Consider the following 26,813-nt stretch of genomic DNA (forward strand, 5'->3'; position numbering starts at 1 on the left):
GCTTAGCGCGGAACCTCCGCCGAGCGGAGTTGGCTCCCGGGCTGGGCGCGCTGAGCGCGTTCTTCGCGCGGCGTGATATTGAAGTGGTTGCGGTAGGTGCTGGAGAAGTGCGGGCCGCTGGAGAAGCCGCAGGCCAGTCCGATCTGCACGATGGATTTGCTGGTTTGCTGCAGCAGCTGGCGGGCGCGGCCGAGACGCAGCTCCAGATAGTATTTGGACGGCACGGTGCCCAGGTATTGCTTGAACAGCCGCTCCAGCTGGCGTCGGGAGACGCCGACGTAGAAGGCGATGTCATCGGTGGACAGCGGTTCTTCGATATTGGCTTCCATCAGGCTGACCGCCTCGGTCAGCTTGGGTTGGCTGCCGCCGATGCGGGTGGCCAGCGGGATGCGCTGGCGCTCGTTGCCGGGGCGGATCCGCTCCATGCTGAATAGCTCGGACAACTGGGCGATGAATTCGTGGCCTTGCTGCTTGCCCACCAGGTCCAGCATGAAGTCAAAGGTGGCGGCGCCGCCGGCGCAGCTGAGATAGCGGCCTTCGCTCTCGTACAGATTGGATGTGACGATGACGTCGGCGAACTCCTCGGTCAGCCGCGCGATCTCGCGCCAGTGGATGGTGGCGCGCTGGCCGGCCAGCAGGCCGGCTCGGGCCAGCCAGTAACTGCCGCAGCCTATCCCGCCCAGCGTGATCTTGTCGGTGTTGCTGGCGGCGATGCCTTTGCTCAGCTCGTCCAGCGCGAAATCATTGCCGATCTCGTCGGCCAGTATCAGCAGGTAATCCAGCTTGGGCGCGTAGGACAGCGGCAGATCGACGCTCAGCTTGACGCCGTTGGACAGCTGCACCGGCGCGCCGTCCAGCGACAGCAGCAGGGTTTCGTACAGGCGTTTTTCCGCCAGTAGATTGGCATGCGTCAAGACCTCGGATGCGCTGGCGAAATCGGCCATCGAGGCGTGGGGCAGGAGCAGGAAGCCAAAGCGCAGCGCTTTGCCGGATTGGGGCGGATGACCCATGGTTTGGATGTCTGTGTCGGGTGGCAAAAATGCCGCCATGTCAGGAGGCCTGGCATGGCGGCGTTATCTTGCCCTGCATTGTACGATTTATTTCGGCGGGCTGGCATAAATTGTTGCCGCCCGACGCCGACTCAGGATTTTCGGGGCGCGAGGAAGGCCAGGTAGCGGCGTTCGGCGCGCTTCATCAGCCAGACCAGGGCGAAGGTCAGCGCCAGATAGATCAGCGCGGCGGTGAGGAAGGGTTCGAACGGCATGTAGCTTTCGCTGTAGATGCGGCGAGCCACGCCTGTCAGGTCCGCCAGCGTCACCAGGCCGGCGATGGCGGTGCTCTGCAGCATCATGATCACCTCGTTGCTGTATGCGGGCAGCGCGCGGCGCAGCGCCGACGGCAGCACGATGCGGCGCAACATCAGCCAGCGGCTCATGCCCACCGAGCGGGCGGCCTCGATCTCGCCCCAGTGGGTGGCGCGGATCTGGCCGGCGATGATCTCGGTGGTGTAGGCGGCGGTGTTCAGCGTGAAGGCCAGGATCGCGCAGATGTAAGCGCTTTGCAGGTAGTCCCAGGCCCAGCTGTCGCGAACCCAGTCGAACTGGGCGAGGCCGTAATAGATGATGAATAGCTGCACCAGAAGCGGCGTGCCGCGGAACACGTAGCCGAACAGCCAGACGGCGCCCGACAGCGCGCGGTTGCCGGATACGCGCGCCACCGCCAGCGGGACGGCCATGGCCAGGCCCAGCAGCAGGGACAGGCCCAGCAGCTCCAGCGTCAGGATCAGGCCGTCGGTGCTGGACAGCATCGGTCCGCCGTCGCGGGCGCCGAGAAATTCAGGCAGTCTTTCGCTAATCAATTGAAAGTCGATCACAATCCGCTCTCCTTGGTGCCCATCGAGTAGCGTTTCTCCAGCCAGTAGAGGAGCAGGTTGGATACGCCGGTGACGACGAGGAATAGCGCGCCGACGACGACGTAGACGTCGAATGGCTGTTGGGTGGCGGATTTGGCGGCGTCGGCGCGGTACATCACGTCATTGAGGCCGATCACCGACACCAGTGCCGTCGATTTGACCAGCACCAGCCAGTTGTTGGAAAAGCTGGGCAGCGCGTAGCGGACCATTTGCGGCAGCTGGATGCGGAAGAATACGCGCAGCGGCGACATGCCATAGGCGAGGCCGGCCTCCATCTGGCCCTTGTGGACGGCCATCATCGCGCCGCGGAAAGTTTCCGTCATGTAGGCGCCGAAGATGAAGCCCAGCGTGGCCACGCCAGCGATGAAGGGGTCGATGTCGGGGCTTTGCCAGCCCAGGAAATCGCAGATGTCGTTGAGCGCCATCTGGGCGCCGAAAAACAGCAGGAACATCCACACCAGGTCCGGAATGCCGCGGACCACGGTGGAATAGAATTCGGCCAGCATTGTCAGCGGGCGCGAATGGCTGGACTTGAACAGCGCGCCGACCAGGCCGAGCGCGACGGAAACGACCAGCGCGGTGCCGGCCAGTTTCAGGGTCAGCACACCGCCTTCAAGAATGCTGGGAAGGTAGCCTTGCAGAAGCATGAAGCCATCTCGGGAAAAGGGAATCGGCGACGCCGGCGCGAGAGGTGCGCGCCGGCGTCGTGTCGGGTGGGGTCAGTTCAGGCTCAGCCGCCGTAGATGTCGAAGCTGAAGTACTTGTCCTGCGCCTTTTTGTAACTGCCGTCCTTGCGGATTTGGTCGATGGCCTTGTTCAGACGCTCGACCAGCGCCTTGTTGCCCTTCTTGACGGCGATGCCGCAGCCCGGGCCGAAATACTTGACGTCGGAGTAGTTGGGGCCGACGAAGGCGTAGCCTTTTGCCTGGGCGGTTTTCAGGAATTCCTGTTCGCCCACGGCGCTGTCCACGAACACGGCGTCCACGCGGCCGGACTTCAGGTCGAGGAAAGATTCCGGCGACTTGGCATAGGGCACGATGGCGGCGCCGCTCTTGCCCCAGTAGTCTTTGGCGAACTTTTCCTGGGTGGAGGCGCGCAGCACGCCGATTTTCTTGCCCTTCAGGCTGGACTGGTCAACCTTGGTGCCGTCCTTGGCCACCATGCGGCTGGCGATGTTGTAGTACTTGTGGGAGAAGTCCACCGCCTTCTGGCGTTCCGGGGTGATCTGCATCGAGGAGATGATGGCGTCGAACTTGTTGGCGTTCAGCGCAGGGATCAGGCCATCCCAGTCTTGCGGGACGATCTGGCAGGTGACTTTCATCGCCGCGCACAGCGCGTTGGCGACATCGATGTCGAAGCCTTGCGGCTTGCCGTCGGCGCCTTGCTTGGAAAACGGCGGGTAGTTGAGATCCACGCCCACGCGCAGGGTTTCAGCCTGGGCGGACAGGGTGGCGAACAGAGCGAGGCTGGCGCTTGCGATCAGGGCTTTTTTCATGATGTTGCTTCTACTTCTCTCTCGTTGGCCGTCCGGCGCGATGCGCTGGCGGCCGGCTTGTAAACCCCGCACCGGAGGCAACGTTAATGTTCCGATCCGGGCCGTCTTGTGTTCTGAATTGACCAACGGTTTTTGCGATAGCCAACAATAAGCGCGGCGATTGGTCAATCCCCGCAAGCAAGTGCGCACATTCTACCTTACTTTTGCGAACAAATGGAAATATCATAAAAATCAATAGCTTAGATATTGATTCGTCTATGAACTACAATGCCTGCTGCCGCTGTCTTTGTGTAATTGTCCGTCGCTTTGCTGTAAGGTGTCGGCTGGGTTTTCCGGAGGCTTATGCGCCTGCGTTGTTGCCTATGGGATGGCGGTCGCGCGTTTTGTATAAGTCCATGTCGCATTAAGGAAATCCGGCCGGGGTGGCGCTATCTACAATGCCCCGACAACCTCCCTGCTCACAACAAGAGAAGCTAAATGTCGCTTACCAACAAGACCGAACTGGCCAGCCTGATCGCTGATATTCAGGCAGTGGCCGAGAGCAAGCTTTCTACCAAGGAGACCCCACGACTCGCCGCCTTCTTCCCGATCTACTTCGAAGAGACCGAACACGCCGACCTGCGGCAGTTCTCCTCGCTCGATCTGTTCGGCGCAGCGATGGCGCATTACGAGTTCGCCGGCAAACGCTCTGCCGGACAGGTCAAGTGCCGCATCTACAACCCCGATTTCGAACGCGACGGCTGGCAAAGCACCCACACCGTGATCGAAGTGGTGAACGACGACATGCCGTTCCTGATCGACTCGATCTCCATGCTGCTGTCGCGCTACAACCTGAACCTGCACCTTCTGGTGCATCCGGTGCTGGCGGTCGGCCGCGACAAGAGCGGCGCGCTGCAAGAGGTGAAGCGCACCGAGGACCGCAGCCTGCCGCTGGAATCCTTCATCCACGTGCAGATCGACCGCATCAGCGACGCTGCGCTGCTGGCCAAGCTGGAGGCCGAACTCAAGCGCGTGCTGGCCGACATCCGCCTGGTGGTAAGCGACGAGCCGAAAATGCGCGAAGTGCTGGCCGGCATCGGCAAGGACCTGGCCAAGCTGAAGGGGGAGCGCGCCGCCGAGGCCAAGGAGGCGGTGGCCTTCCTGGAGTGGATGGCCGATCGAAACTTCCTGTTCATGGGCTATTGCGATTACGATCTGGTGAAGCGCGACGGCAAGGACAGCCTGCGCATCGTCAAGGACGCCGGCCTGGGCATCCTGAAGGATCAGGGCGGCAAGGAATACTCCAACAGTTTCGAGCAGCTGCCGCAGGAGCTGCGCGAGCTGGCACACCTGCCGCAGCTGATCATCCTGAACAAGTCCCAGACCCGCTCCATCATCCATCGCCCGGCCTATGTCGACTTTGTCGGCATCAAGCGCTTTAACGACAAGGGCCAGGTCATCGGCGAGCGACGCTTCCTCGGCCTCTATACCGCCAGCGCCTACCAGGCTTCGCCCAAGGACGTGCCCATCCTGCGCCAGAAAGTGGCGTCGGTGGTGTCCGGCTGCGATTTCGTCGACGACAGTTACAAGGCCAAGACCCTGGGCTTCGTGTTGGAAAGCTACCCGCGCGACGAGCTGTTCGAGATTCCGGCCGAGGCGCTGGGGCCGATCGCCGAAGGCATCGTCAGCCTGCAGGAGCGCCCGCGCGTGCGCCTGTTCGTGCGCGCCGACCGTTACCACCGCTACGTCAGCAGCCTGGCCTACGTGCCGCGCGACAGCTTCAGCACCGAAGTGCGGCTGAAGATCGAAAAGGTGCTGATGAACGCCTTCAACGGCAATAGCGCCGAATTCAGCGTGCAGATCGGCGACGGCACCCTGGCTCGAGTGCACTACATCATCCGCACCAACGCTTCCAAACTGCCCGAATTCCACGTGGCCGACATTGAGGCCGAGATCGCCCGCCTGGTGCGCGGCTGGACCGAGGAGCTGCATCAGCAACTGGTGGAGGCCCATGGCGAAGAGCAGGGCAACGGCCTGTTCAACCGCTACAAGAACGGTTTCCCGGTGGCTTACCGCGAGGAATTCGCGGTGCGCAACGCGGTGCTGGACATCCAGCACCTGCAGGCGATCTGCGCCGAGCAGCCGCTGGCGATGAAGCTGTACCGCCCCTTCCACCGCGACGGCGCGTCGTTCAACCTCAAGCTGTTCCGCGAGAGCGAGCCGCTGGGCTTGTCCGCCAGCCTGCCGATTCTGGAAAACATGGGCGTCAAGGTTCGCGACGAGCATCCGTACTGCGTGAAGCGCGATGACGGCAGCCAGGTGTGGATCAGCGATTTCGGCCTCGACGTCGGCGGTTTCGGCGAGCAGATGGCGCAGGAGCAGGTGCAGCAGGACTTCCAGGAGCTGCTGGCCCAGGCGTTCGCCAAGCGCTGCGAGAACGACGGCTTCAATCGTCTGGCGCTGGTGGCCGGACTGGATTGGCGCGAGATTTCGCTGGTGCGCGCGCTGGCCAAGTACCTGCGCCAGGGCGGCCTGACTTTCAGCCAGGCCTATATCGAGCAGTGCGTGGCCAACTACCCGGCCATCACCCGCAGCCTGGTCGAACTGTTCTACGCGCGTCTCGATCCGGTGAGCTTCTCCGAGGAAAAGGCCGAGCTGCTGCTGGCCGCCGTGCGCGGCATGCTGGACGGCGTGGCCAACCTGGATGAAGACCGCATCCTGAACGGCTTCCTGGCCGTGATCCTGGCTACCCGCCGCACCAACTTCTGGCAGAAGGCGGAAGACGGCCACTTCAAGTCCTACATCTCGTTCAAGTTGGAATCCAACCTGATTCCGTTCCTGCCGCAGCCGCGGCCGATGTTCGAAATCTGGGTGTACAGCCCGCGCGTGGAAGGCGTGCACCTGCGCGGCTCCAAGGTCGCCCGGGGCGGCCTGCGCTGGTCCGACCGGATGGAGGACTTCCGCACCGAAGTGCTGGGCCTGGTCAAGGCGCAGATGGTGAAGAACTCGGTGATCGTGCCGATGGGTTCCAAGGGCGGCTTCGTCGGCAAGCAACTGCCGGCGCCTAGCGACCGCGAGGCCTTCCTGGCCGAGGGCATCGCCTGCTACAAGATCTTCATTTCCGCCTTGCTGGACGTCACCGACAATCTGGTGACCGGCGAGATCATTCCGCCCAAGGACGTGCGCCGCCTGGATCCGGATGATCCGTACCTGGTGGTGGCTGCCGACAAGGGCACGGCCACCTTCTCCGACATCGCCAACGGCATTTCCGAATCCTACGGCTTCTGGCTGGGCGACGCCTTCGCCTCCGGCGGCTCCGCCGGCTACGACCACAAGGGCATGGGCATCACCGCCCGCGGCGCCTGGGAGTCGGTGAAGCGCCACTTCCGCCATCTGGGCGTCAACACCCAGGAGCAGGATTTCAGCGTGATCGGCATCGGCGACATGGCCGGCGACGTGTTCGGCAACGGCATGCTGTTGTCCGAGCACATCTGCCTGAAAGCCGCGTTCAACCACCTGCATATCTTCCTGGACCCGACGCCGGACGCGAAGAAGAGCTTCGCCGAGCGCGCGCGCCTGTTCAATCTGCCGCGCTCCAGCTGGGCGGACTACAACCGCGAGCTGATCTCCAAGGGCGGCGGCATTTTCGAGCGCAGCGCCAAGTCCATCCCGTTGTCGCCGGAAGTGAAGGCGTGGCTGGAAACCAGCAAGGACAGCATGGCGCCGAACGAGCTGATCCATGAGATCCTCAAGGCCAAGATCGACCTGCTGTACAACGGCGGCATCGGCACCTACGTCAAGGCATCGACGCAGAGCCACGCCGACGCCCGCGACCGCGCCTGCGATCCGGTGCGCGTCAACGGCAACCAGCTGCAAGCCCGCGTGGTGGCCGAAGGCGGCAACCTGACATGCACCCAGCTGGGCCGCGTCGAGTTCGCGCTGGCTGGCGGCCGCATCGCCACCGACGCCATCGACAACTCCGCCGGCGTGGATTGCTCCGACCACGAGGTCAACATCAAGATCCTGCTGGGCGCGGTGATGCAGTCCGGCGACATGACCTTGAAGCAGCGCAACGAGTTGCTGGCCGAGATGACCGAGGAGGTGGGCCATCTGGTGCTGCGCAACAACGTGCTGCAGACCCAGGTGCTGGCGATCAAGCGCCTGGAAGCCGCCTCCATGCTGTCCACCCATGCGCGGATGATTTCGCATATGGAAAAGACCGGCGAGCTGAACCGCGAGATCGAGTACCTGCCGTCCGAAACCCAGATCAACGAGCGCCGTCTGGCCCGCCAGGGCCTGACCGTGCCGGAAATCGCGGTGTTGCTGGCCTACAGCAAGATTTCTCTGGATCAGGCCATCCTGGCCACCGACGTGCCGGACGACAAGGACTTCCTGCCGGTGCTGGTCAACTACTTCCCGAAACCGCTGCAGCAGCGCTTCGGCAAGCAGATGGAGCAGCACCAGCTGCGCCGCGAGATCATCGCCAACCAGTTGGCCAACCAGATCATCAACCGCATGGGCACCACCTTCGTGTTCCGCCTGCAGGAGGAGTCGCCGTTCTCCGCGGCCGACATCGCCCGCGCCTGGTGGATCGCCAACCGCGTGTTCGACGCGGAAAGCCTGTGGGGCCAGATTGAGGCGCTGGACAACAAGGTGCCGGCCGACCAGCAAATGCAGCTGATGGTGCTGGTGCGCACCTTGGTGGAGCGCGTGACCCGCTGGGTGCTGCGAAACAAGCGTCCGTTCGCCTCCGTCAACGCGGTGATCGAACAGTACGCGGCGAAGGTGCAGAGCCTGCTGGCCCAGCTGCCGAAGCTGATTCCGTCCGAGCAGTATCCGGCGGTGGCCGAGCTGGAGGCGCGCATCGCCCACGCCAATCTGCCGAAGGCGCTGACGCAGGTGCTGGCGCGTCTGGAGTTCGCCGTGCCGCTGATGGACATCATCGAGATCGGCGAGGGCAGCAAGCTCAAGCTGGAGCAATTGGCCGCCAACTACTTCCAGCTGGGCAGCGCGCTGCAGCTGGATTGGCTGCGCGACGCCATCACCGGCCTGCCGCGCGACAATCGCTGGCAGTCGCTGGCCCGCTCCGCGCTGCGCGACGATCTGTACCGCGTGCACCGCAAGCTGGCCAAGCAGGCGCTGCAGGATGGCGACGCCGCGGCCTTCGCCCAGCAGTGGCTGGAGAAGCAGCACGCCGCCGTCGAGGTGTGCGGCCAGATGTTCGCCGAGCTGCAATCGTTCAGCGCGCTGGATCTGGCGATGCTGTCCGCCGGCATGCGCGAGCTGAACAACCACCTGCTGGCTTGATGATGACGGCTTGAAATCTTTCCGTCTTTAGGCGGAATATCAGACGCCGCGAGGGTTCCTCGCGGCGTTTTTGTTTGTGAGTCGCCTGTTTTGATTTTAATTTTCCCAAGGCCGCCGCTTTGTAGCGGAAATGTCATCCAACTTGCGTATCTTGGCCGCTCCCGACGCCGTGGCGTGGCAGCGTGGGCGTCGGAGTCAAAATAAACAGGGAGCAAGTCTATGAAACGGATTCCGCTGGGCATGGTCCTGAGCGTCTCGCTGGCGCTGGGCGGCTGCATGTCCGACTCTTCTTCCGTGAGCGCGTCGCGCGGCGCGGGAAACAATGAGCAGCAGCCGGGCCAGGTGGCGGTCAAGGTGATCGCTTTCAATGATTTTCACGGCAATCTGGAGTCGCCGGGCACGCTGGCGATTCCCGATCCCAATGATCCGGGCAAGACCATCAAGACGCCGGCCGGCGGCGTGGATTATCTGGCGGCCTGGATCAAGCAGCTGCGCGCGCAGTCGCCCAACACGGTGGTGGTGTCGGCCGGCGACCTGATCGGAGCCAGCCCCTTGGTGTCGGGCTTGTTCCACGACGAGCCGACGATAGAGGCGATGAACCTGCTGGGTCTGGATATCAACGCGGTGGGCAACCACGAGTTCGACGACGGCCAGGACGAGCTGCTGCGGATGCAGAACGGCGGCTGCAAGCCGGGAGCGGGCGACACCACTTGCCAGTACGGCGGCAGCTTCGCCGGCGCCAAGTTCAAGTTTCTGGCGGCCAATGTGCAGAAGGCGGACGGCAGCACGCTGTTTCCGGCTTACGAGATCAAAAAGTACGGCAATATTCCGGTCGCCTTCATCGGCATGACGCTGAAGGGCACGCCCGACATCGTGTCGCCCACTGGCATCCAGGGGCTGAGCTTCAAAGACGAGGCCGACACCGTCAACGCGCTGATTCCCAAGCTGAAGGCGCAGGGCGTGGCCGCGGTGGTGGCGGTGGTGCACGAGGGCGGCTATCAAACCGGAAGCTACAACGAGTGCAAGGGCATTTCCGGCCCCATCGTCGACATCGTCAAGAAGCTGGACAAGGCGGTGGGGCTGGTGGTCACCGGCCATACCCACCAGGCCTACAACTGCCAGATCGATGGCCGCACCGTCACCAGCGCCAAGAATTACGGCCAGCTGTTCACCGAGATCAATTTCAAGCTGGACCCGGCGACCCGCGGCTTCGTGCCCGGCTCTATCCAGGCGGTCAATCGGCCGGTGACCCAGGGCATCGCGCCGCTGGCCAATATCGGCAGCCTGGTTCAGTTCTACCTGAACAAGGCCGCGCCCATCGCCAACCGACCGGTAGGCACGCTGGCCGGCGCCTTGACCCGAACCGCCAGCGCGGCGGGGGAGTCGACGCTGGGCGACGTGATCGCCGATTCGCAGCTGGAGGCCGGCAAGGCCCAGGGCGCGGTGGCCGCTTTCATGAACCCGGGCGGCATCCGCGCCGACCTGGCGCCCGACGCGGGCGGCAATGTCACCTACAAGCAGATCTACACGGTACAGCCGTTCGGCAACACCATGATGACGATGACGCTGACCGGCGAGCAGATCGACCGCCTGCTGGAGCAGCAATGGAGCAACCCGAGCCAGGCCAAGATCCTGCAGGTATCGTCCGGATTCAGCTACAACTGGAGCCAGTCGGCGCCGGCCGGCAGCAAGGTGGACATCAACAGCATCGCGATCAACGGCGTGAAGATCGATCCCAAAGCCAGCTACACGGTGCAGGTGAACAATTTCATCGCCGGCGGAGGCGACGGTTTCACCGTGTTGACCGAGGGCGTCAACCGGGTGGGCGGCAAAGTGGACGTGGACGTGCTGGAGAGTTATCTGGGCGCGCATCCGGGGCTGCCGGTGCCGACGGGGAGCCGCATCGTCCAACTGCCGTGAGCTTGAGTCAGAACAGGTCCACCTGACCGTCTACGCGCAGCGGTTCCAGCTTGTTTTCTGCCACCAGCCGCTCGTAGCTGCAAACCTGATTGCGACCGTTGGTCTTGGCGTAGTAGAGCGCCCGGTCGGCTTGCTCCACCAGCAGGCCGGGCAGCAGCATCGGGTTTACCAGGGTATAGCCTACGCTGATGGTCAGGCCCTTGATCTGGGGGAAGGGGAAGCGGGATACCGTGGCGCGGAAGCGGTCCAGCGCCATTTCGGTCTGCTCGATGTCGGAGCCTTGCAACAGCAGCGCGAACTCCTCCCCGCCGTAGCGGAACAAGCCGTCTTCTTCGCGGAAGCTTTGCTGCATCAGCTGCGCCATCAGCAGCAGCACTTCGTCGCCCACGATATGGCCGTACTGGTCGTTGACGTGCTTGAACATGTCGATGTCGAGCAGGGCCAGGATGTAGGGAGGAGGAGACGTTTGCTGCTGCAGCGAGGTGAGCAGGCTGTAGATGTATTGGTCGAATTTGCGGCGGTTGTTCAGCGCGGTGAGCATGTCCCGGTCCGCCTCCAGCAGCAGGCGCAGGAAATTCTCGTGTATCCGCGCCATCGCTTTCAGCATCGAGCGGTTGGTTTTGGCCTCGTTGCTGTGGTGGATGAAGAGCAGGGAGATGATGTTGCCCATGCAGCGCAAGGGCAGGCACAGGCCGCCGGGAATGCGGTGGATGCCGTCGCTCCGGTCCAGGCCGTCCAGCTGGTTCAGCAGGTTGTAGAGAAAAACCGGCGGCGGCAGCCAGCCATCGCAGGGCGTGGCCCGGATGGTGGGCTTGCCGTGGCCGGCGTGGGCTTCCAGCCGGCGCCGGATATAGGGCGCGTTGTTGATCCAGCGGCAGGCGAAAAGCTCGATCCGGTCGACATTCATCACCTCCACCAGCGTGGACAGCAGGCTGGACTCCAGCATTTCCTGCTCGCGCTGCGAAGTCAGTTCGACCAGATTATCCAGAATCAGAGTGCTCTCGTTCCGGTCCGGCGGCGGCGTCTGCATCATCATCGGTGGCTCCTGGCGCTGGCTGGCCAGGCTCGGCCTCGCCATGGCTTCTCCCGATTATAGGCAAGCGCCCGCCGGCAGCGGGCCCGTCTCAGCCGCGGCCGGTGCTGCCGAAGCCGCCGACGCCGCGGGCGGAGGCGTCGAAGTCGTCGACGATGTTGAAGCCCACCTGCACCACCGGCACGATCACCATCTGGGCGATGCGCTCCATCGGCTCCAGTTTGAACGGCTGCTGGCCGCGGTTCCATACCGAGACGAACATCTGGCCCTGATAGTCGGAATCGATCAAGCCCACCAGATTGCCCAGCACGATGCCGTGCTTGTGGCCCAAGCCGGAGCGGGGCAGCAGCATGGCTGCCAGGCCCGGATTCTTCAGGTGGATGGCGACGCCGGTCGGAACCAGCTGGGTTTCGCCCGGCAGGATGGTCATCGTTTCTTCGGTGGCGGCGCGCAGATCCAGGCCGGCCGAGCCGGAGGTGGCGTAGGCGGGCAGATTGTCGCGCAGACGCGCGTCCAGGATCTTGACGTCGATAACGGCTTGCATGGTGTTTCCTTGTGTCGCGTAGGCGGCCGCGGGGCCGCCGGATGGTGAATTGTCAGCGTTGGGTCAGCAGGGCGGCCAGGTGGCGGACGATGGCCGCGGCCACCTCGGCTTTGGGCATGGCGGGCAGCGGGTGTTCGCCCGCGTCGTCCAGCAGCACCACCTGGTTGTCGTCGGCGCCCATCGCCTGCTGGGCGAGGTTGGCCGCCAGCAGCGGCAGCTTCTTGCGTTTGCGCTTGGCTTCGGCGAATTCCAGCAGGTTCTGGCTTTCGGCGGCGAAGCCGACGCAGAACGGCGCGGCGGGCAGCGATGCCACTGTCGCCAGGATGTCCGGGTTTTCTTCCAGCGCGATGGTCGGGACCGACGCGCCTTTCTTGATTTTGTGCTCGCTGCGGTTCGTCACCCGGTAGTCGGCGACGGCGGCGACGGCGATGAACACGTCGCTGCGGCCCACTTCGGCCAGCACCGCCTGCTGCATCTCCTGCGCGCTTTGCACGTCTATGCGGCGCACGTTCATCGGCGCGTCCATGCCGGTGGGGCCGGAGACCAGCGTCACCTCCGCGCCGGCGTCGCGGCAGGCGCGCGCCAGCGCGTAACCCATCTTGCCGGAGCTGATGTTGGTGATGCCGCGCACCGTGTCGATGGCCTCATAGGTGGGCCCGGCCGTCAGCAGCACTTTCTTGCCGGCCAAGAGCTTGTCGGCGAAGAAACCGTGCAGCAGCTCGACGATCTCGTGCGGCTCCAGCATGCGGCCGTCGCCGGTCTCGCCGCAGGCCTGGAAGCCGTTGCCGGGACCGAACACGGTTACGCCGTCCGCTTCCAGCTGGGCGATGTTGCGCTGATTGGGCGGGTTTTGCCACATCTGCAGATTCATCGCCGGCGCCACGATCAGCGGGCAGGTCCGCGCGGCGGCCATGGTGGACAGCAGATCGTCGCAGGCGCCGTGCGCCAGCTTGAACAGCAGGTTGGCGGTGGCCGGCGCGATCAAAAACGCGTCGGCGCGCCGGGACAGCTCGATGTGGGCCATCGCGTTGCTGGGGCGCGGGTCCCACAGATCGGTGTAGACGGTGTGGCCGGTCAGCGCCTGGAAGGTGGCGGGCGCGATGAAGCGGGTGGCGGATTCAGTCATCACCACCTCCACCTCGTGGCCGGCCTTGATCAGCTGCCGAGCCAGTTCGGCGGATTTGTAGGCGGCAATGCCGCCGCTGATGCCGAGGAGAATGCGTTTGGCGGTCATCTCTATGGGTTCGAAAGCAACCGTAAACTGGCCATTCTAGCGGATTTGTCCTTTAGGGTGGCCACTAAGTCCGCAGTTTGTGCCAATGTTAATGTCATTGCCTGTTGCTATCTTGTTGGCCGGACCCCACAAACAATGCTATAGCCAGAAGGAGGATGCGCGATGTCTATCGCCAGTTGGCCGGAATCCGAGCGCCCGCGGGAGAAATTGTTGAGCCAGGGCGCGGCGACGCTGAACGACTCCGAGCTGCTGGCCATCTTCCTGCGCACCGGCATCAAGGGCGTCAACGCGGTGGAGCTGGCGCGACGGCTGTTGCAGGAATTCGGTTCCCTGTCGTCCCTGTTGTCCGCCACGCTGCCGGCGTTCAAGGCGACGCCGGGCTTGGGCGAGGCCAAGTATGCGCAACTGATGGCCTGCACCGAGCTGGCGCGCCGCGCGCTGTCCGAGCAACTGAAGCTGGGCGACGCGCTGTCCAGCCCGCAGCAGGTGCGCGATTATCTGCGGTTGAGCATAGGCAGGCGCGAGGTCGAAACATTTGTTGTGATATTTCTGTCGGCACAAAACCGGCTGATAGAAGTCGAAGAAGTATTCAGAGGAACCTTGACCGAGACCAGGGTGTATCCGCGCGAGGTGTTGCGCAGGGCGCTGCGGCACAACGCGGCGGCATTGATCGTCGCGCACAACCACCCCTCCGGCGTCAGCGAACCGTCCAGCGCCGACCGGGTGCTGACCGATACGCTCAAGCGGGCGCTGGAACTGGTCGATATCAGGTTACTTGACCATTTTGTCGTGACCGGCGGGCATGCGGAGTCGTTCGCCGAGCGTGGTTGGCTGTAGCGGTAGCGTGAGAACGCGGTTTCCGGTGCGGCGGCGGTTCGACAGTGCCGTCGCCGGTGACGGGGCCGCCAACAAGAAACTGTCTGCTTGACCTTGTCTCCACCGCATTTGAAGGAGGTCATCATGAACATCATGCGTTTGCTGAATGAGTCGGATTACATTCAGGTCAACAACCAGTTCGTCAAGCCGGACTTCCACGCGGTTTCCGAAGAGTTTTCCGACGATGATGACGTAGTGCTGGAGGCCACGCTGGATGGCCAGGAGCTAGTGTTGACTGTGGCGGACCTGACGGATGCCACGCCGTTGGCCGATGGCGGTTTCTGGCTGGAGGGACTGGGTTATCTTCGCTTTCTGTCCCAGCAGAATCTGCACTGACCTTCTCTCCATCGCATTTCAATGATGGCCCGGCGTCGCCGGGCCATTTCCATTTGGCGCGGTGGTTTGATTTGCCTCAATTCCAGTCAAGTTGCGATGTTTTAGAGTGGCGACAGTTATTTGTCAGTCATAAATGGAGCGCGCGGAGCGGATATGCGGAAATTCAGGATAGGCATGGTGGGAGTCGGAGAAACGGGCACGCCTTTGCTGAAGCAGTTGCTGGATGCGCCTTTTGTCGAGCTGGTCGGCGTGGCGGATCTGGATCTGCAGCTGCCTGGCGTGCTTCTGGCCAAGGAGCGCGGCGTGGCGGTGACCGACAACTTCATCGAGATCGCCGAGCAGGGCGATAGGGTCGACATCATCATCGACGTTACCGGCTCGCGCAAGGTGAGAGAGGATTTGCGCCGCTACATGCAGTTTTCCGGCAACACGCACACGGTGATCGTGCATGAAAGAGTGGCGCTTTTGATGTTGTCGCTGGGCGCGGGACGCTGGGTGGAAACGCGGCATGACGAGTTAAGCTACTGATTTTAAATGTGAGGCTGCCCGGGTTGCATGGGGAGGCCGAACGAGGGGATGCGGGAGGCCTTGGCCTCCCGCTTTTTTATTGTCGGATCGAGAGTTGGGGCGGCCAGTGTTCTTGTATGCTGAAGGAAGGCGCTCGTGAGGCTCGCCATCGCAGGAAGGCAGGAAGGTCTTCATGGCCATGCAAGAGGGAGGTAGTGTATGTTCAAGCCATTCAAGAGCGCTTGGGCGCTGGCGCTGATGCCAGGATTGGCCTGCGCGGCGCTCGGGCAGAAAATCGATCTGTCGCCATCCGCTCCAGTCGCAGGCCGGCAGATGACGGCGGCGCCAAACGGCGCGCCGTATCGCGTGGTGCAGGATCAGGATGCGGCGGGGCGCGTGATCCGGCAATACGTGGCGGCCGATGGCACGGTATTCGCCGTTGCCTGGAGCGGCGCCACCCTGCCGAACCTGCAGCAGTTGCTGGGCAGCTATTTCCAGGCGTATCGCCAGGCGCAGCAAGCCAATCGCCATGGCTTGAACGTGATGAGAGGGACCATAGGTGGCATGGTGGTGCAAACGCGTGGGCGCGTCGGCGATTTTGCCGGTTTCGCCTATGACGCTGCGCTGGTGCCGGCCGGGGTGAGTCCGGAGCAGTTGCCATGAGGAGCGGCGCGATAGTTGGAGCGCTGCTATGTGTCGCCTTGCTGCTGAGCGGCTGCGGCGGCGGGGGCGGAGGAGGGGGGAATCTTTCCGATGGCAGCAATAACGGCTCGACCAGCACTTCCGCCAACAGCGTGGCGATGACGGTGGACGCCGGGCCGGTGTCTTCCATTGTGGAATTGAATCTGCCCTATGTGTCGGTGACGGTGTGCGCGCCTGGCAGCGCCGGCAATTGCCAGACCATAGATCATGTGCTGGTGGATACCGGCTCCAGCGGCCTGCGCATATTGTCATCGGCGATGAGCGCCTCGCTGCGTTCCGCGCTGGGCAGCCAGCTGGTGGCCGGACGGCAGGTGGTGGAGTGCATGCAGTTCGCCGACGGCATCACTTGGGGGGCGGTCAGTCTTGCCGACGTCAAGATGGCGGGCAAGACGGCGAGCTCCCTGCCTGTCCAGGTGATTTCCGATCCGGTCTATACCACGATTCCGGCGGCCTGCTCCTCGTTGGGCAGCAACGAAGGCAGCCTGAGCGGGCTGGGCGCCAACGGCATCATAGGCGTGGGTCTCAATCTGCAGGATTGCGGCGACAGCTGCGCCACTAATTCAGCCAATTCGCTGTATTACCTCTGTGCTGGCGCTTCCAGCTGCGTGCAGGGGGCCGTGCCGACCGCGCAGCAGGTGGCCAATCCGGTGGGCGCGTTCAGCGGCGACAACAACGGCGTGTTGCTGCAATTGCCCAGCCTGGCGACGACGGGAGCGGCGACGGCGACGGGATCGCTGATCTTCGGCATCGGCACCCAGAGCAACAATGCGATTTCGTCCGCCGCGCAGGCGTTTCCGGTTTCATCCGACGGCTATACCATCAACACGCTGTACAAAGGGGCCAACTACCGGAGCTTCCTCGACAGCGGCTCGAATATCCTGTTTTTCCCAGACGCGGGCATCGCCACTTGCGCGCTGTATGGCGCGACTTGGTTCTGTCCGGCGTCGCAGCAAAATTTGAGCGCAGTGCTTTCCAGCGGCGCCAGCAACAGCACGGTCAACTTCAGCGTGATCAGCGCCCAGTACCTGGCGACCAATAACTATGCGGCGATACCCGGCATCGCCGCGCCCAGCGGCGGCGTGTTTTCCAGCTATTTCGACTGGGGACTGCCTTTCTTCTATGGCCGCAACGTGTACATCGGCTTCGCCGGCAGAAGCAACCCCAAGGGCAGCGGCGCGATGTATATTTTCTGAACTAGTTTGATCTTGCGGTGCAACAATCTCTGTTCTATAACGCAATCGTCATCACGATGACATCTCCTCTGTCTTTGTGCTTGAGGATCATGGCAAACAGGCCCGGCGCGTTCCGGGCCTTTTTTTGTTATATGGCCAGCACAAAATGTCAGTTAAGCTAGCATTCGTCTCATGCTACATTTGAATGTCATTTTTATTTCGGGATGATTGTGAACGCGGCTAAGAAATTGCGCCAGTTGCTGGAACAAAGCGAAGACCCGGAGCAAGTGGCGGTGTTGTTGCGGATGGCGGCGGGCTTGCAGCTCGGTCTGCCGTTTGATTTAAGGCGCTTGTGCGGTTTGGATTCGGCTTATTTCGAATTGGGCGTGTCGTTGTTGAAGGATTGGCGCGCCGACCACCATATCGCCTCCCGCAGCAAGCTGATCGAATCCATTCTGGCCAGGGACCGCGGTTTGCAGCAGCTGTTGTGCCATCTCGGCGCCGGGGCGCTGAACTGACGCTTGCTGCTAGAATGGTCGTTTTTAGCGCGACAGAGGCAATCATGCTGGCGGATGTGGAACTGGCCAAATCCTATCGTTTGTTGAATCACGGTCCGACGGTGCTGGTGAGCAGCGCGGCAGGCGGCAAGCGCAACGTGATGGCCGCGGCCTGGGCGATGCCGCTGGATTTCGATCCGCCCAAGGTGCTGGTGGTGGTGGACAAGTCCACTTGCACCCGCGAGCTGATCGAGGCCAGCGGCGAATTCGTGCTCAACATCCCGTGCCGCGCCCAGGCGGCTCAGGTGGTGCGAGCGGGCAGCGAGAGCGGCCATGGACGGGACAAGTTCGCTTCCTGCGGTCTTGAGCCTCTGCCGGCGCAGAAAGTGGGCGCGCCCAGGGTGGGCGGCTGCATCGCCTACCTCGAGTGCAAGGTGGTGCCGGAACCGCATAACCAGCGGCAGTACGATCTATTCATCGGGGAGGTCATCGCAGCCCAGGCCGACGACGAGGTCTATCGCGATGGCCGCTGGACTTTTTCCGACGCCGCCAAGCGCAGTCTGCACTATATTTCGGGCGGCGCATTTTTCGCCACCGGCGAGTCATTCCAGGCAGGTTGAGTCGCGCGGCCTGGGGGCAGGGCGCGGCCGTCGGTCTGAATTCTAGGCAGGCCCTGCGCCGAGTCAGTCGCCGCTTACCACGTCCACGCCCTTGGGCGGGGTGAAGGCGAAGCGGTTGGCCGGCAGCGCGGCGTTCTGTTGCTGCCGGCTGAAAACGATGCGGGTGTCGTTGCCGAAGCTGTCGGTCAGCTGCATTTCCGCCAGCGTATTGTTCTTGAAGCCCATGCGGATGGCGCTGAAGGTGTTGTCCTGCTTCTTGGGGCTGGCGGCCAGCCATTCCAGATCGCCTTGCTTGCCGGCTTCGTTGAGCTTGTAGCTGCGTTCGATTTCATTGTTGCCGGCCAAGAGGGCGGCCGGGCTGGAGCCCAGCGCCGCGCCTTGCGCCTTGCGCGTCACCTGGGCCAGGTCCTGGTCATAGATCCACAGCGTCTTGCCGTCGCCGACGATCAGTTGCGAATACGGTTTGGTGTATTCCCAGCGGAATTTTCCGGGGCGGGCGATTTCCAGCCGGCCGCTTGCCTCCTCGCGCTTGCCTTTGTTGGTCACGGTTTGGGTAAAGTCGGCGGTCAGCGTTTTGCTGCCGGAGACGAAAGCCTTGAGCTGGGCGACGGCGGAGGCTTGCGCCGGCGCGGCGAGGCAAACGGCGATGACGGCGGCGCCCAGCGCCGGGAATAACGGTTTCATGCGTGAAGGTCCTCGCGGAAAGCCCGGACGGGGATGAAAAGGATGGGACAGAAAAGCGGCGGCCCGGTTCTGCCCCCGGGCCTGGCAAAATGTCAGCGATTATTGCGCGCGACGAGCCTTGCGCTGCTTTTTCTTTTTGGATTTGATCTGAGGCTGAACGTACGGCTCGGCGGGCGCGGCAGCGGCAACTTCGTCCGAGGCCTCGTCGTGTTCGCCTGACACCAGCTTGTCCGCGCCTTTCAGCCATTTAGGCAGCTCCAGCTTGTCGTAGTCGACGATGTCGCTTTCGCCCAGTTGGTAAACGAATTGGGGCTTGCCGTAATGGCTGTAGCGGGTATGGACGTAGGCATCGCCATTGAATTCCGGCGTTTCGATGTGTATCTGCTGGCGCATGGCGAGCAAATCGCCGCCGCGGCTGACATAGATGTCGCTGACGGTGAGGTTTTTGCCGAAACTCGCCGGCGCCGCGCTGACGAAGCCCTGCACCAGCCTGATCATCGCCTCGGCGCTGAGTTTGTCATTCGGCTGCTTGGCTTGCTCACGCGCCACTTTGGCCAAGCCATCCAGCATCTGCAGGGTCAGTTTTTGTTCCTGTTCGTGGTTCAGCGTCATGCGCAACTTGTAGCGTGCCCCGACTTCGCCGGCGTAGGCGTCCAGCGGTTGGAAGCTGAATGCCTGCTTGTCCACGGCGGCATAGGCCTGATCGATGACCTGCGGCATTGCCTGGTACATTTCCTTTAGCGGCATCTTGGCGGCCATGTCGGCGGGCAGTTTGGCGCGGATGAACTTGCCGGACTGTTTGCGCAGCGAGGGCAGGAACAGGTCGACGGCGGAAGGGTCCACCAGCAGCGACATGTCTTGGGCGTGGAACTGCAGCGGCACCTTGACGCTGGCCAGCAGGTTGCGGCGTTCGAAGCGCAGCTCGGGTATGGCCTCCAGGCGGCCGGTGGGGGCGTCCAGCGCGCCGCTGACCTGGATGCGGATCGAGCGGCCGACTTGGTCTATGGTGTCGGCGATTTCGGGTTCGGCGAGCTTGGAATCTTTGCCGGAGAAGGCGAGTTTGTCGAAGCCGATCTGGGCGTCGAAGTTGTAGCTGGCGTTTTGCCAGTTTTGCACCATCACCTTGCGGGCGGCTTCGTCCGGCGTTTTTCCGGCCAGCGGCGTGGCGCAGCCTGCGAGCAGGGCGAGGGAAGAGAGGGCGGCGGCGGCCGCCAGTTTCATGCGGATCATCGGTATCAAGGTCCTGTGAATGTCCAAGGTGGGCGATCTTGGCGGATCGTCTGTCTATTCCGTGATTGTATCTCGATTGGAATGGTTATGCTCTTGACCTTTTGCGGCGGTCGAGAGGCCGCCCAAAATCGGTTCAGCTGAACTTGTTGGTGATCGGGTAGCGCCAGTCTTTGCCGAAGCCGCGCGGGGTGACGCGAGGACCCACCGGCGCCTGGCGGCGCTTGTATTCGTTGATCTTCAGCAGCCGCACCACGCGGTTCACGTCCGCCTCGGCGTAGCCGGCGGCGATGATGTCGGCGGCCGACTGGTTATCCTCGACGTAGCGCGCCATGATGGCGTCCAGAATTTCGTACGGTGGCAGACTGTCTTGATCCTTCTGGTCCGGACGCAGCTCGGCCGATGGCGGGCGGGTGATGATGCGTTCCGGAATCACGTCGGACACGGTGTTGCGCCAGCGGCACAGCTCGAACACCAGGGTCTTGGCCACGTCCTTCAGCACGGCGAAGCCGCCGGCCATGTCGCCGTACAGCGTGCAGTAGCCGGTGGTCATCTCGGACTTGTTGCCGGTGGTCAGCACCAGCTTGCCGCTCTTGTTGGACAGCGCCATCAGCAGGGTGCCGCGGATGCGGGCCTGCAGATTCTCCTCGGTGGTGTCCATTTCCAGGCCGGCGAACGACGGGGCGAGCCCAGCCATGAAGCTTTCGTACATCGGCCAGATTTCGATTTCGTCGTACTTCACGCCCAGGCGGGCGATCATGTCGCGGCTGTCGGTCACGGAAATGTCGGCGGTGTAACGCGAGGGCATCATCACCGCATGCACCTTGTCCGCGCCCAGCGCGTCCACCGCCACCGCCAGCGTCAGCGCGGAGTCGATGCCGCCGGACAGGCCCAAGAGCGCGCCGGGGAAGCCGTTCTTGCCGATGTAGTCGCGCACGCCGACCACCAGCGCGCGGTAGACGCTCTCCAGCGCGTCCGGCAGCGCGGCGCGCTTGCCGGGCAGGAAGTCGCCGTCGGCGTAGTCGACCAGCAGCAGCTCGTCGTCGTAGGCTGCTGCCTGGGCGACCACGTCGCCCGACTTGTTGAGCGCGAACGACGCGCCATCGAACACCAGCTCGTCCTGGCCGCCCACCATCTGGACATAGGCCATCGGCAGGCCGGTCTCCTCGACGCGGAAGCGCGCCATCTGCTGGCGGGTTTCAACCTTGTCGCGGTGGAAGGGGGAGGCGTTCAGCGCCACGATCAGCTCGGCGCCGGCGTCGGCGGTTTCCGCGGCCGGTTCCAGATGCCAGATGTCCTCGCAAATCAGCACGCCCACCTTGACGCCGTTCTGCTCGAACACCAGCGGCGCGGCGCCCGGGGTGAAGTAGCGGCACTCGTCGAACACCTCGTTATTGGGCAGCTGCATCTTGTGATACTGGCCCAGCCGGTGGCCGTCGCGCAGCACGGTGGCGGCGTTGAAGCGCTCGTTGCCTATCTTGGCCGGATGGCCGACGATCACGGTGATGTCGTCCAGTTGCTCGATCCTATCCAGGCCGCGCGCCACTTCTCGGTAAAAACTGTCGCGCAGCAGCAGGTCTTCCGGGCTATAGCCAGTCAGCGCCAGCTCCGGCGTCAGCAGGATGTCCGCGCCCTGGGCCATGGCCGCGTGGGCGAGATCGACGATTTTTTGGGCATTGCCGGCGATGTCGCCGACCACGGGGTTGAACTGGGCGAGTGCGATACGCATCTTGAGAGAGCACCGATGATTCTTGATCGTCCGATTTTACCTGAACAGGCTCTCAGAAAGGAAAAGCATTGCAGCTGCAACTGTATGACGGCGTGTCCGCCATCGAGCACCCTGCGTGGCCGGCCGGCGGGGGCGCGGGCGTGTTCGTCGGCCGCCAGTGGCTGGCGGCGCTGGAGGAAACCGGCTGCGTCGGCGGCGAGACGGGCTGGCGGCCGTTGCCGCTGGGGGTGGCGCGCGATGGGCGGACAGTGGGACTGGCGCCGGCCTATCTGAAACGGCACAACCGCGGCGAGTACGTGTTCGACTGGTCTTGGTCCGAGGCTTACGCCCGCGCCGGTCTGGACTATTACCCGAAACTGGTGGTGGCTTCGCCGTTCACCCCGGTGACCGGCAGCCGGCTGCTGGGCGGCGCGGAGGAGCAGGCGAAGTTGATCGCCGGGCTGCGGCAATTGGCGGACGATAACGGCCTGTCGTCGGCCCACGTGCTGTTTCCGACGGAGGACGAGGCGAGCCGGCTGCGGGAGGCGGGGTGGTTGCTGCGCGAGGGCGTGCAGTTTCACTGGCGCAATCGGGGCTATGGCGACTTCGAGGATTTCCTGTCCTCGCTGAGCCGCGACAAACGCAAGAAGATACGCCAGGAGCGGCGCAAGGTGGCGGATGCCGGCGTGACGGTGCGCGCGCTGGATGGCGGCGATATTGCCGGGGAGGATTGGGCGCTGTTCTACCGCTGCTACCGGCAGACCTATCTGGCGCACGGTTCATTGCCTTACCTGAGCCTGGACTTCTTCCGGCGGATAGGCGAAAGGCTGCCCGGGCATTGCGCGATGTTCATCGCCAGCAGGGAAGGGAGAGACATTGCCGCCAGCCTGTGCATCCGGGACGGCGACGCGCTGTATGGCCGCTACTGGGGCGCGCTGGAGGAAGTGCCTTGCCTGCACTTCGAGCTGTGCTACTACCAAGGGCTGGGGTATGCCATCCGTCAGGGGCTGGGGAGATTCGAGGGCGGCGCCCAGGGCGAGCACAAGCAAGCCCGCGGCTTCGAGCCGGAGCGGACGGTTTCCGCGCATTATATCGCCGATCCGCGGTTCCGTTCCGCCATCGCCGATTGGCTGCGGCGAGAGCGCGCCGGCGTGGTGGATTATGTCGATCAGTTATTTTCCCATTCGGCTTATAAAACACTTGCGCGGGATGAGTAGGGCTTATATACTGCGCAGCCTCTGTGAGCGAAACGCCCAGCGTATCGGTCCAGGGTTCTGGAGAGGTGGATGAGTGGTTTAAGTCGCACGCCTGGAAAGCGTGTTTAGGTTAATAGCCTAACGGGGGTTCGAATCCCCCCCTCTCCGCCAGAATTCATTACGGAATCGCCTGGCGGTTTCGGCAATTAGCAAGACACCTCCGGAGAGGTGGATGAGTGGTTTAAGTCGCACGCCTGGAAAGCGTGTTTAGGTTAATAGCCTAACGGGGGTTCGAATCCCCCCCTCTCCGCCAAATTGAAAAGCCTCGGCCTATGCCGGGGCTTTTCGCATTTCCGATTCATTTTCCATTCCCGCGTGAAACTGAGAGAAAAACGCGCACCTCTATTTCTGTCGTTTCAATCCGCCCGCGGGAAAAATCCGGTTTGCGGCATGGCGCCATTGCCGGCGACCTGAAGCGGGTGCGGCGAGATGGACTGGTGGTCCGCGGTATCGGGCATGGATGGATTGCCGGCATTGATCACCAGATAGATATGGCTGCGCTGGCGATCCAGCAGCACGCCGATGTCGCCGCAACTGATCGAATCGTCGCCTGGCTCCATGGTGTCCGGCGTGCGCGCTACGCTCTAGCCGCGCGGTTTCAACTCGCAGGACAGGTCGGCGGCATCATCTATCACGCCGACGTCGATTCGAGCCATGTCCAGCAATAGGCTCAGCGTGGCGGCGCACAAGCGGTAGCCCTCTTTGTGCCGGTGACTGACGATGCCGGAGGCCGCCAGCCTGGCGCGTCCAGGCAAGTGGGATCGCAGGCGTAATTGAGCAATGGCGGAATAGGGTTTCGGTCCATGGCGCAGCTCCTGGATGCTGGCCTTTTCCATGCGGGGCCATTCGGAGGGATAAAAAGCCCATATGCCGCTTTCAGGATGGGCGTGGAGCCGGGCGGTTCCTTGGGGGCAATGGAATGACGCGGCAGGCAGAATGGGCGGCAGCTTATTGAGGACTGCCGCGCATGTGTTCAAAGGCGCTTGCAATCAATTTTGTTTGCATCTGAATTAAATGCAGCCTAGTGCAAATACTTACCCTCGTTTTTCCGCGCCGCGCTGGGCGCGGTTTTCGCGGGCGCAGGCCTGGCGTAGGCGGCATTTCCCCTAAAAATGGCCTGATCGCCTCGCTACAATGGATGGCAGACAACGGCATATTTGAACAGCGTTCCGGCATGCCGGAGGCCGAGATGCGAAAAGCCTCGCTGCCGGACGGCAGTCACAAGGAAGCCAGATGTTCAACGATTTGCGGCGCGAGCAGGCGAGAATCTTGATCGTCGACGATGTGGCGAGCAATATCCACGTGATCCGGGAGGCTGTCCGCGATCTGGGAGAGGTGCGTTTCGCCACCAGCGGCAAGGCCGCGCTGGACATCATGCAGAAAAGCTCTCCCGATGTCATCTTGCTGGACATAGAGATGCCGGGCATGGATGGCTACGCGGTGTGCAAGGCGATCAAAGAGTCCCCGCGGCTGCGGGACATTCCGGTCATCTTCGTCACTTCGCATGACCAGCGAGAGCATGAGTTGCAGGCATTGAGCCTGGGGGGCGTCGACTTCCTCCATAAGCCGCTGAACGTGCCGGTGGCGCGCGCGCGCATCCAGACCCATCTGGCATTGCAGATGAAGACACGGCAGTTGGCGCTGGCCAAGAAAGACCTGGCCGACGTGCTGCAGCATCTGCCTGCTTTCGTCGCCCACTGGGGTGGAAACCTGTGCAATCAGTTTTGCAACGACGCCGTCGGCCACTGGTTCGGCATCGCCGCCGCCACCATGCGCGGGATGCATGTGCGCAAGGTGCTGGGCGAGGCCAATTACGCTGCCATCGAGGAGCATCTGAAGGATGTGCTGCGCGGCAACTGCCCATCGTTCGATCTGACTTTCATCAGGCGCGAGGGCAGTTTGCTGTACGGCCAGGTATCGCTGGTGTTCCGGCCGGATGAGAACGGGCGTCCCGGCTTCCTGATGCTGATCACCGACGTGACCGAGCGCAGGTGCGCGGAGCAGGCGCTGTATGACGAGAAGGAGCGTATCCGCATCACATTGAACTCGATAGGCGACGCGGTGATCGCCACCGACACCAACGGCAACATCACCTTTCTCAATCCAATCGCCGAGGATATGACCGGTTGGCTGTCCAGAGAGGCGGTGGGGGAGCCGGTGGAGCGAGTGATGCCGCTCCGGGAGAGCAACCAGGGGCATGGGATGTTCAATCCCATCCGTCTGGTGCTGTCCGAAAAGCGTACCGTGGGCATGGCGATGAACTGCGCGCTGCAGCGGCGGGACGGCCAGTTGCTGGAGGTGGAGGATTCCGCCGCGCCCATTCTGGATTACGCGGGCAACCTGACCGGGGCCATCATCGTGTTCCACGATGTCAGCGAGGCGCGGGCGATGGCGGTCAAGATGACCCATCTGGCCCATCACGACGCGCTGACGAATCTGCCCAACCGGATGCTGCTGCAGGACCGGACCCAGCAGGCTTTGCAGCAGGCGGTGCACAATGGCGAGCGGCTGGGGCTCTACATCATCGATCTGGACCACTTCAAGGTGATCAACGACTCGATGGGACACTCGGTGGGCGATTTGCTGCTGAAGCAGGTCGCGCGCCGGCTGATGGGCGTCGTGAGGCCTTGCGACACCGTCAGCCGGCAGGGCGGCGACGAATTCATCGTTCTGGTGCCGGATATGGGGGCCATCGAGCAGGCGGGCGTGCTGGCCGGCAAAATGCTCAAGTTGATTTCCGAACCCTACAAACTGGACGGAAACGTGTACGACTTGTCGGGCAGCATAGGCGTCAGCCTGTATCCGGACGACAGCGTCAACCAGGAAGAGTTGTACCGCCACGCCGACGCCGCGATGTACCGCGCGAAACAGGAAGGCCGCAACCGGTATCGCTTTTTCTCCGCCGAGATCGAAGAGGCGCTGCTGACGCGGCAGGCGCTGGAGCGACACATCCGGATGGGGGCGGAGCAGGGCGGGTTCCTGGTGTATTACCAGCCCAAGGTCGATGCGCGGGATAGCAGCGTGGTGGGTCTGGAGGCCTTGCTGCGCTGGCGCAATGACAAAGAGGAAATTGTCTCGCCATCCAGTTTCATTCCGCTGGCGGAGGAAACCGGCTTGATCGTGCCGCTTGGCCTGTTTGTATTGCGACAGGCCTGCCAGGACGGCAAGCGTTGGGGGGGGCTGGGGCATCGTTTGCGCATCGCGGTCAACGTGTCCGCGGTGCAAATGATGGGGTCCGATTTCTGCGATTCGGTACGAACCGTGCTGAAGGAAACCGGTTTTCCCGCCGAGCTGCTGGAACTGGAGATTACCGAGGGGGTGCTGGCCCAGGATGTGGAACGCACGATGAACGTGTTGGCGGATTTGAAAAGCCTTGGCGTTTCGATCGCCATCGACGACTTCGGAACCGGTTATTCCAGCCTGTCTTACTTGAAGCTGTTTCCCCTGGATGTGCTGAAGATAGACCAAAGTTTCGTGCATGACATGCTGGCGGACCGCCACAACGCCGCCATCGTCGCCGCTATCGTCAGCATGGCTCAGGGAATGGATCTGCGGCTGGTGGCTGAGGGCGTGGAAGAGGAGGGGCAGGCAAGTGAGCTGTTGAAGCTGGGCTGCCACATCATGCAGGGCTATCACTACGGCAAGCCTGCGCCGGCCGACGAGATAGACGCTTTGCTGAACATCGACCCCAGATTGGCCATCGCGGGGGAGGCGCAATAGAGGAACCCTCTGGCCGCGGCGAGGCATGGATGTCGGCATGCGATAACGATGGTCATGCAACATCGACCGGCACCGCCTCCAGCG

At 62.9% G+C, this 26,813-nt stretch carries 23 protein-coding genes and 2 tRNA genes; 13 read left to right on the forward strand and 12 right to left on the reverse strand.

Annotation, left to right across the window (positions count from 1 at the left end; all coding sequences use genetic code 11):
• Nucleotides 1-2: 2 nt before the first annotated feature.
• The 4 genes from DK842_RS15245 to DK842_RS15260 form a co-directional block, all read right to left on the reverse strand.
• On the reverse strand, nucleotides 3-1,010 hold the full coding sequence (locus DK842_RS15245; protein WP_114062202.1) for a GlxA family transcriptional regulator: 1,008 nt from the start codon (nucleotides 1,008-1,010) through the stop codon (nucleotides 3-5).
• A gap of 131 nt (nucleotides 1,011-1,141) precedes the next feature.
• Nucleotides 1,142-1,858: an ABC transporter permease gene (locus DK842_RS15250; RefSeq protein ID WP_232538497.1), complete on the reverse strand. Its 717-nt coding sequence runs from the start codon at nucleotides 1,856-1,858 to the stop codon at nucleotides 1,142-1,144.
• A gap of 11 nt (nucleotides 1,859-1,869) precedes the next feature.
• Nucleotides 1,870-2,559, reverse strand: coding sequence for an ABC transporter permease (locus DK842_RS15255; RefSeq protein WP_114062204.1), 690 nt, complete (start codon nucleotides 2,557-2,559; stop codon nucleotides 1,870-1,872).
• An 83-nt stretch (nucleotides 2,560-2,642) separates the two neighbouring features.
• Entirely contained in the window at nucleotides 2,643-3,407 is a 765-nt protein-coding gene (locus tag DK842_RS15260) for an ABC transporter substrate-binding protein (protein WP_114062205.1), read from the reverse strand.
• Nucleotides 3,408-3,884: 477 nt separating this feature from the next.
• Between DK842_RS15260 and DK842_RS15265 the strand changes: the two genes are divergently transcribed.
• Complete coding sequence (locus tag DK842_RS15265; protein ID WP_114062206.1) at nucleotides 3,885-8,693, forward strand: NAD-glutamate dehydrogenase; 4,809 nt, start codon at nucleotides 3,885-3,887, stop codon at nucleotides 8,691-8,693.
• 219 nt (nucleotides 8,694-8,912) lie between these two features.
• Nucleotides 8,913-10,613, forward strand: a complete 1,701-nt coding sequence (locus DK842_RS15270) for a bifunctional metallophosphatase/5'-nucleotidase (protein ID WP_114062207.1) — start codon at nucleotides 8,913-8,915, stop codon at nucleotides 10,611-10,613.
• Nucleotides 10,614-10,620: 7 nt separating this feature from the next.
• Here the strand turns inward: DK842_RS15270 and DK842_RS15275 are convergent, their stop codons facing one another.
• From DK842_RS15275 to coaBC, 3 genes are read right to left on the reverse strand one after another with little or no spacing between them, the layout of a single operon-like run.
• Nucleotides 10,621-11,691 (reverse strand): GGDEF domain-containing protein, encoded by a 1,071-nt coding sequence (locus DK842_RS15275; RefSeq protein ID WP_114062208.1) that lies wholly within the window; start codon nucleotides 11,689-11,691, stop codon nucleotides 10,621-10,623.
• 46 nt (nucleotides 11,692-11,737) lie between these two features.
• Entirely contained in the window at nucleotides 11,738-12,190 is a 453-nt protein-coding gene (gene dut / locus DK842_RS15280) for a dUTP diphosphatase (RefSeq protein WP_114062209.1), read from the reverse strand.
• Nucleotides 12,191-12,242: 52 nt separating this feature from the next.
• Nucleotides 12,243-13,424, reverse strand: a complete 1,182-nt coding sequence (gene coaBC / locus DK842_RS15285) for a bifunctional phosphopantothenoylcysteine decarboxylase/phosphopantothenate--cysteine ligase CoaBC (RefSeq protein ID WP_114062210.1) — start codon at nucleotides 13,422-13,424, stop codon at nucleotides 12,243-12,245.
• Nucleotides 13,425-13,586: 162 nt separating this feature from the next.
• On the opposite strand from coaBC, the gene radC reads away from it, so the two are divergent.
• The 7 genes from radC to DK842_RS15320 all read left to right on the forward strand — a co-directional run bounded on the left by radC (nucleotide 13,587) and on the right by DK842_RS15320 (nucleotide 18,134).
• Nucleotides 13,587-14,261, forward strand: a complete 675-nt coding sequence (gene radC, locus DK842_RS15290) for a RadC family protein (RefSeq protein ID WP_114062211.1) — start codon at nucleotides 13,587-13,589, stop codon at nucleotides 14,259-14,261.
• A 123-nt stretch (nucleotides 14,262-14,384) separates the two neighbouring features.
• Nucleotides 14,385-14,636, forward strand: coding sequence for a hypothetical protein (locus DK842_RS15295; RefSeq protein WP_114063759.1), 252 nt, complete (start codon nucleotides 14,385-14,387; stop codon nucleotides 14,634-14,636).
• A gap of 153 nt (nucleotides 14,637-14,789) precedes the next feature.
• Complete coding sequence (locus tag DK842_RS15300) at nucleotides 14,790-15,164, forward strand: oxidoreductase (RefSeq protein ID WP_114062212.1); 375 nt, start codon at nucleotides 14,790-14,792, stop codon at nucleotides 15,162-15,164.
• Nucleotides 15,165-15,362: 198 nt separating this feature from the next.
• Entirely contained in the window at nucleotides 15,363-15,806 is a 444-nt protein-coding gene (locus DK842_RS15305) for a DUF2844 domain-containing protein (protein ID WP_114062213.1), read from the forward strand.
• Nucleotides 15,803-17,038, forward strand: coding sequence for a DUF3443 domain-containing protein (locus tag DK842_RS15310; protein ID WP_114062214.1), 1,236 nt, complete (start codon nucleotides 15,803-15,805; stop codon nucleotides 17,036-17,038). Before DK842_RS15305 ends, DK842_RS15310 begins: the two co-directional genes overlap by 4 nt.
• Nucleotides 17,039-17,247: 209 nt before the next feature.
• The gene (locus DK842_RS15315) at nucleotides 17,248-17,535 is read left to right on the forward strand and encodes a hypothetical protein (protein ID WP_145964050.1); all 288 of its coding nucleotides are present in this window, start codon (nucleotides 17,248-17,250) and stop codon (nucleotides 17,533-17,535) included.
• Between the two features lie 44 nt (nucleotides 17,536-17,579).
• Nucleotides 17,580-18,134: a flavin reductase family protein gene (locus tag DK842_RS15320; RefSeq protein ID WP_114062216.1), complete on the forward strand. Its 555-nt coding sequence runs from the start codon at nucleotides 17,580-17,582 to the stop codon at nucleotides 18,132-18,134.
• A 63-nt stretch (nucleotides 18,135-18,197) separates the two neighbouring features.
• On the opposite strand, the gene lolA is transcribed toward DK842_RS15320, so the two are convergent.
• From lolA to DK842_RS15335, 3 genes are all read right to left on the reverse strand, one after another.
• Nucleotides 18,198-18,818, reverse strand: coding sequence for an outer membrane lipoprotein chaperone LolA (lolA, locus tag DK842_RS15325; RefSeq protein ID WP_114062217.1), 621 nt, complete (start codon nucleotides 18,816-18,818; stop codon nucleotides 18,198-18,200).
• Nucleotides 18,819-18,917: 99 nt separating this feature from the next.
• Nucleotides 18,918-20,048: a hypothetical protein gene (locus DK842_RS15330; RefSeq protein WP_114062218.1), complete on the reverse strand. Its 1,131-nt coding sequence runs from the start codon at nucleotides 20,046-20,048 to the stop codon at nucleotides 18,918-18,920.
• A 133-nt stretch (nucleotides 20,049-20,181) separates the two neighbouring features.
• On the reverse strand, nucleotides 20,182-21,774 hold the full coding sequence (locus DK842_RS15335; protein WP_114062219.1) for an NAD+ synthase: 1,593 nt from the start codon (nucleotides 21,772-21,774) through the stop codon (nucleotides 20,182-20,184).
• 68 nt (nucleotides 21,775-21,842) lie between these two features.
• On the opposite strand from DK842_RS15335, the gene DK842_RS15340 reads away from it, so the two are divergent.
• From DK842_RS15340 to DK842_RS15350, 3 genes are all read left to right on the forward strand, one after another.
• Nucleotides 21,843-22,970: a GNAT family N-acetyltransferase gene (locus tag DK842_RS15340; protein WP_114062220.1), complete on the forward strand. Its 1,128-nt coding sequence runs from the start codon at nucleotides 21,843-21,845 to the stop codon at nucleotides 22,968-22,970.
• A gap of 59 nt (nucleotides 22,971-23,029) precedes the next feature.
• A tRNA-Ser gene (locus tag DK842_RS15345) sits at nucleotides 23,030-23,120 on the forward strand.
• 51 nt (nucleotides 23,121-23,171) lie between these two features.
• Nucleotides 23,172-23,262, forward strand: a tRNA-Ser gene (locus DK842_RS15350).
• Nucleotides 23,263-23,365: 103 nt separating this feature from the next.
• On the opposite strand, the gene DK842_RS15355 is transcribed toward DK842_RS15350, so the two are convergent.
• The gene (locus tag DK842_RS15355; RefSeq protein WP_114062221.1) at nucleotides 23,366-23,569 is read right to left on the reverse strand and encodes a hypothetical protein; all 204 of its coding nucleotides are present in this window, start codon (nucleotides 23,567-23,569) and stop codon (nucleotides 23,366-23,368) included.
• Between the two features lie 24 nt (nucleotides 23,570-23,593).
• Nucleotides 23,594-23,845, reverse strand: a complete 252-nt coding sequence (locus DK842_RS15360; RefSeq protein ID WP_114062222.1) for a hypothetical protein — start codon at nucleotides 23,843-23,845, stop codon at nucleotides 23,594-23,596.
• A 397-nt stretch (nucleotides 23,846-24,242) separates the two neighbouring features.
• Here DK842_RS15360 and DK842_RS15365 point away from each other — a divergent pair, with 397 nt between their 5' ends.
• Entirely contained in the window at nucleotides 24,243-26,729 is a 2,487-nt protein-coding gene (locus DK842_RS15365; RefSeq protein WP_114062223.1) for a two-component system response regulator, read from the forward strand.
• Nucleotides 26,730-26,813 lie beyond the last annotated feature (84 nt).

Source organism: Chromobacterium phragmitis (assembly GCF_003325475.1).
Classification (GTDB): Bacteria; Pseudomonadota; Gammaproteobacteria; order Burkholderiales; family Chromobacteriaceae; genus Chromobacterium; species Chromobacterium phragmitis.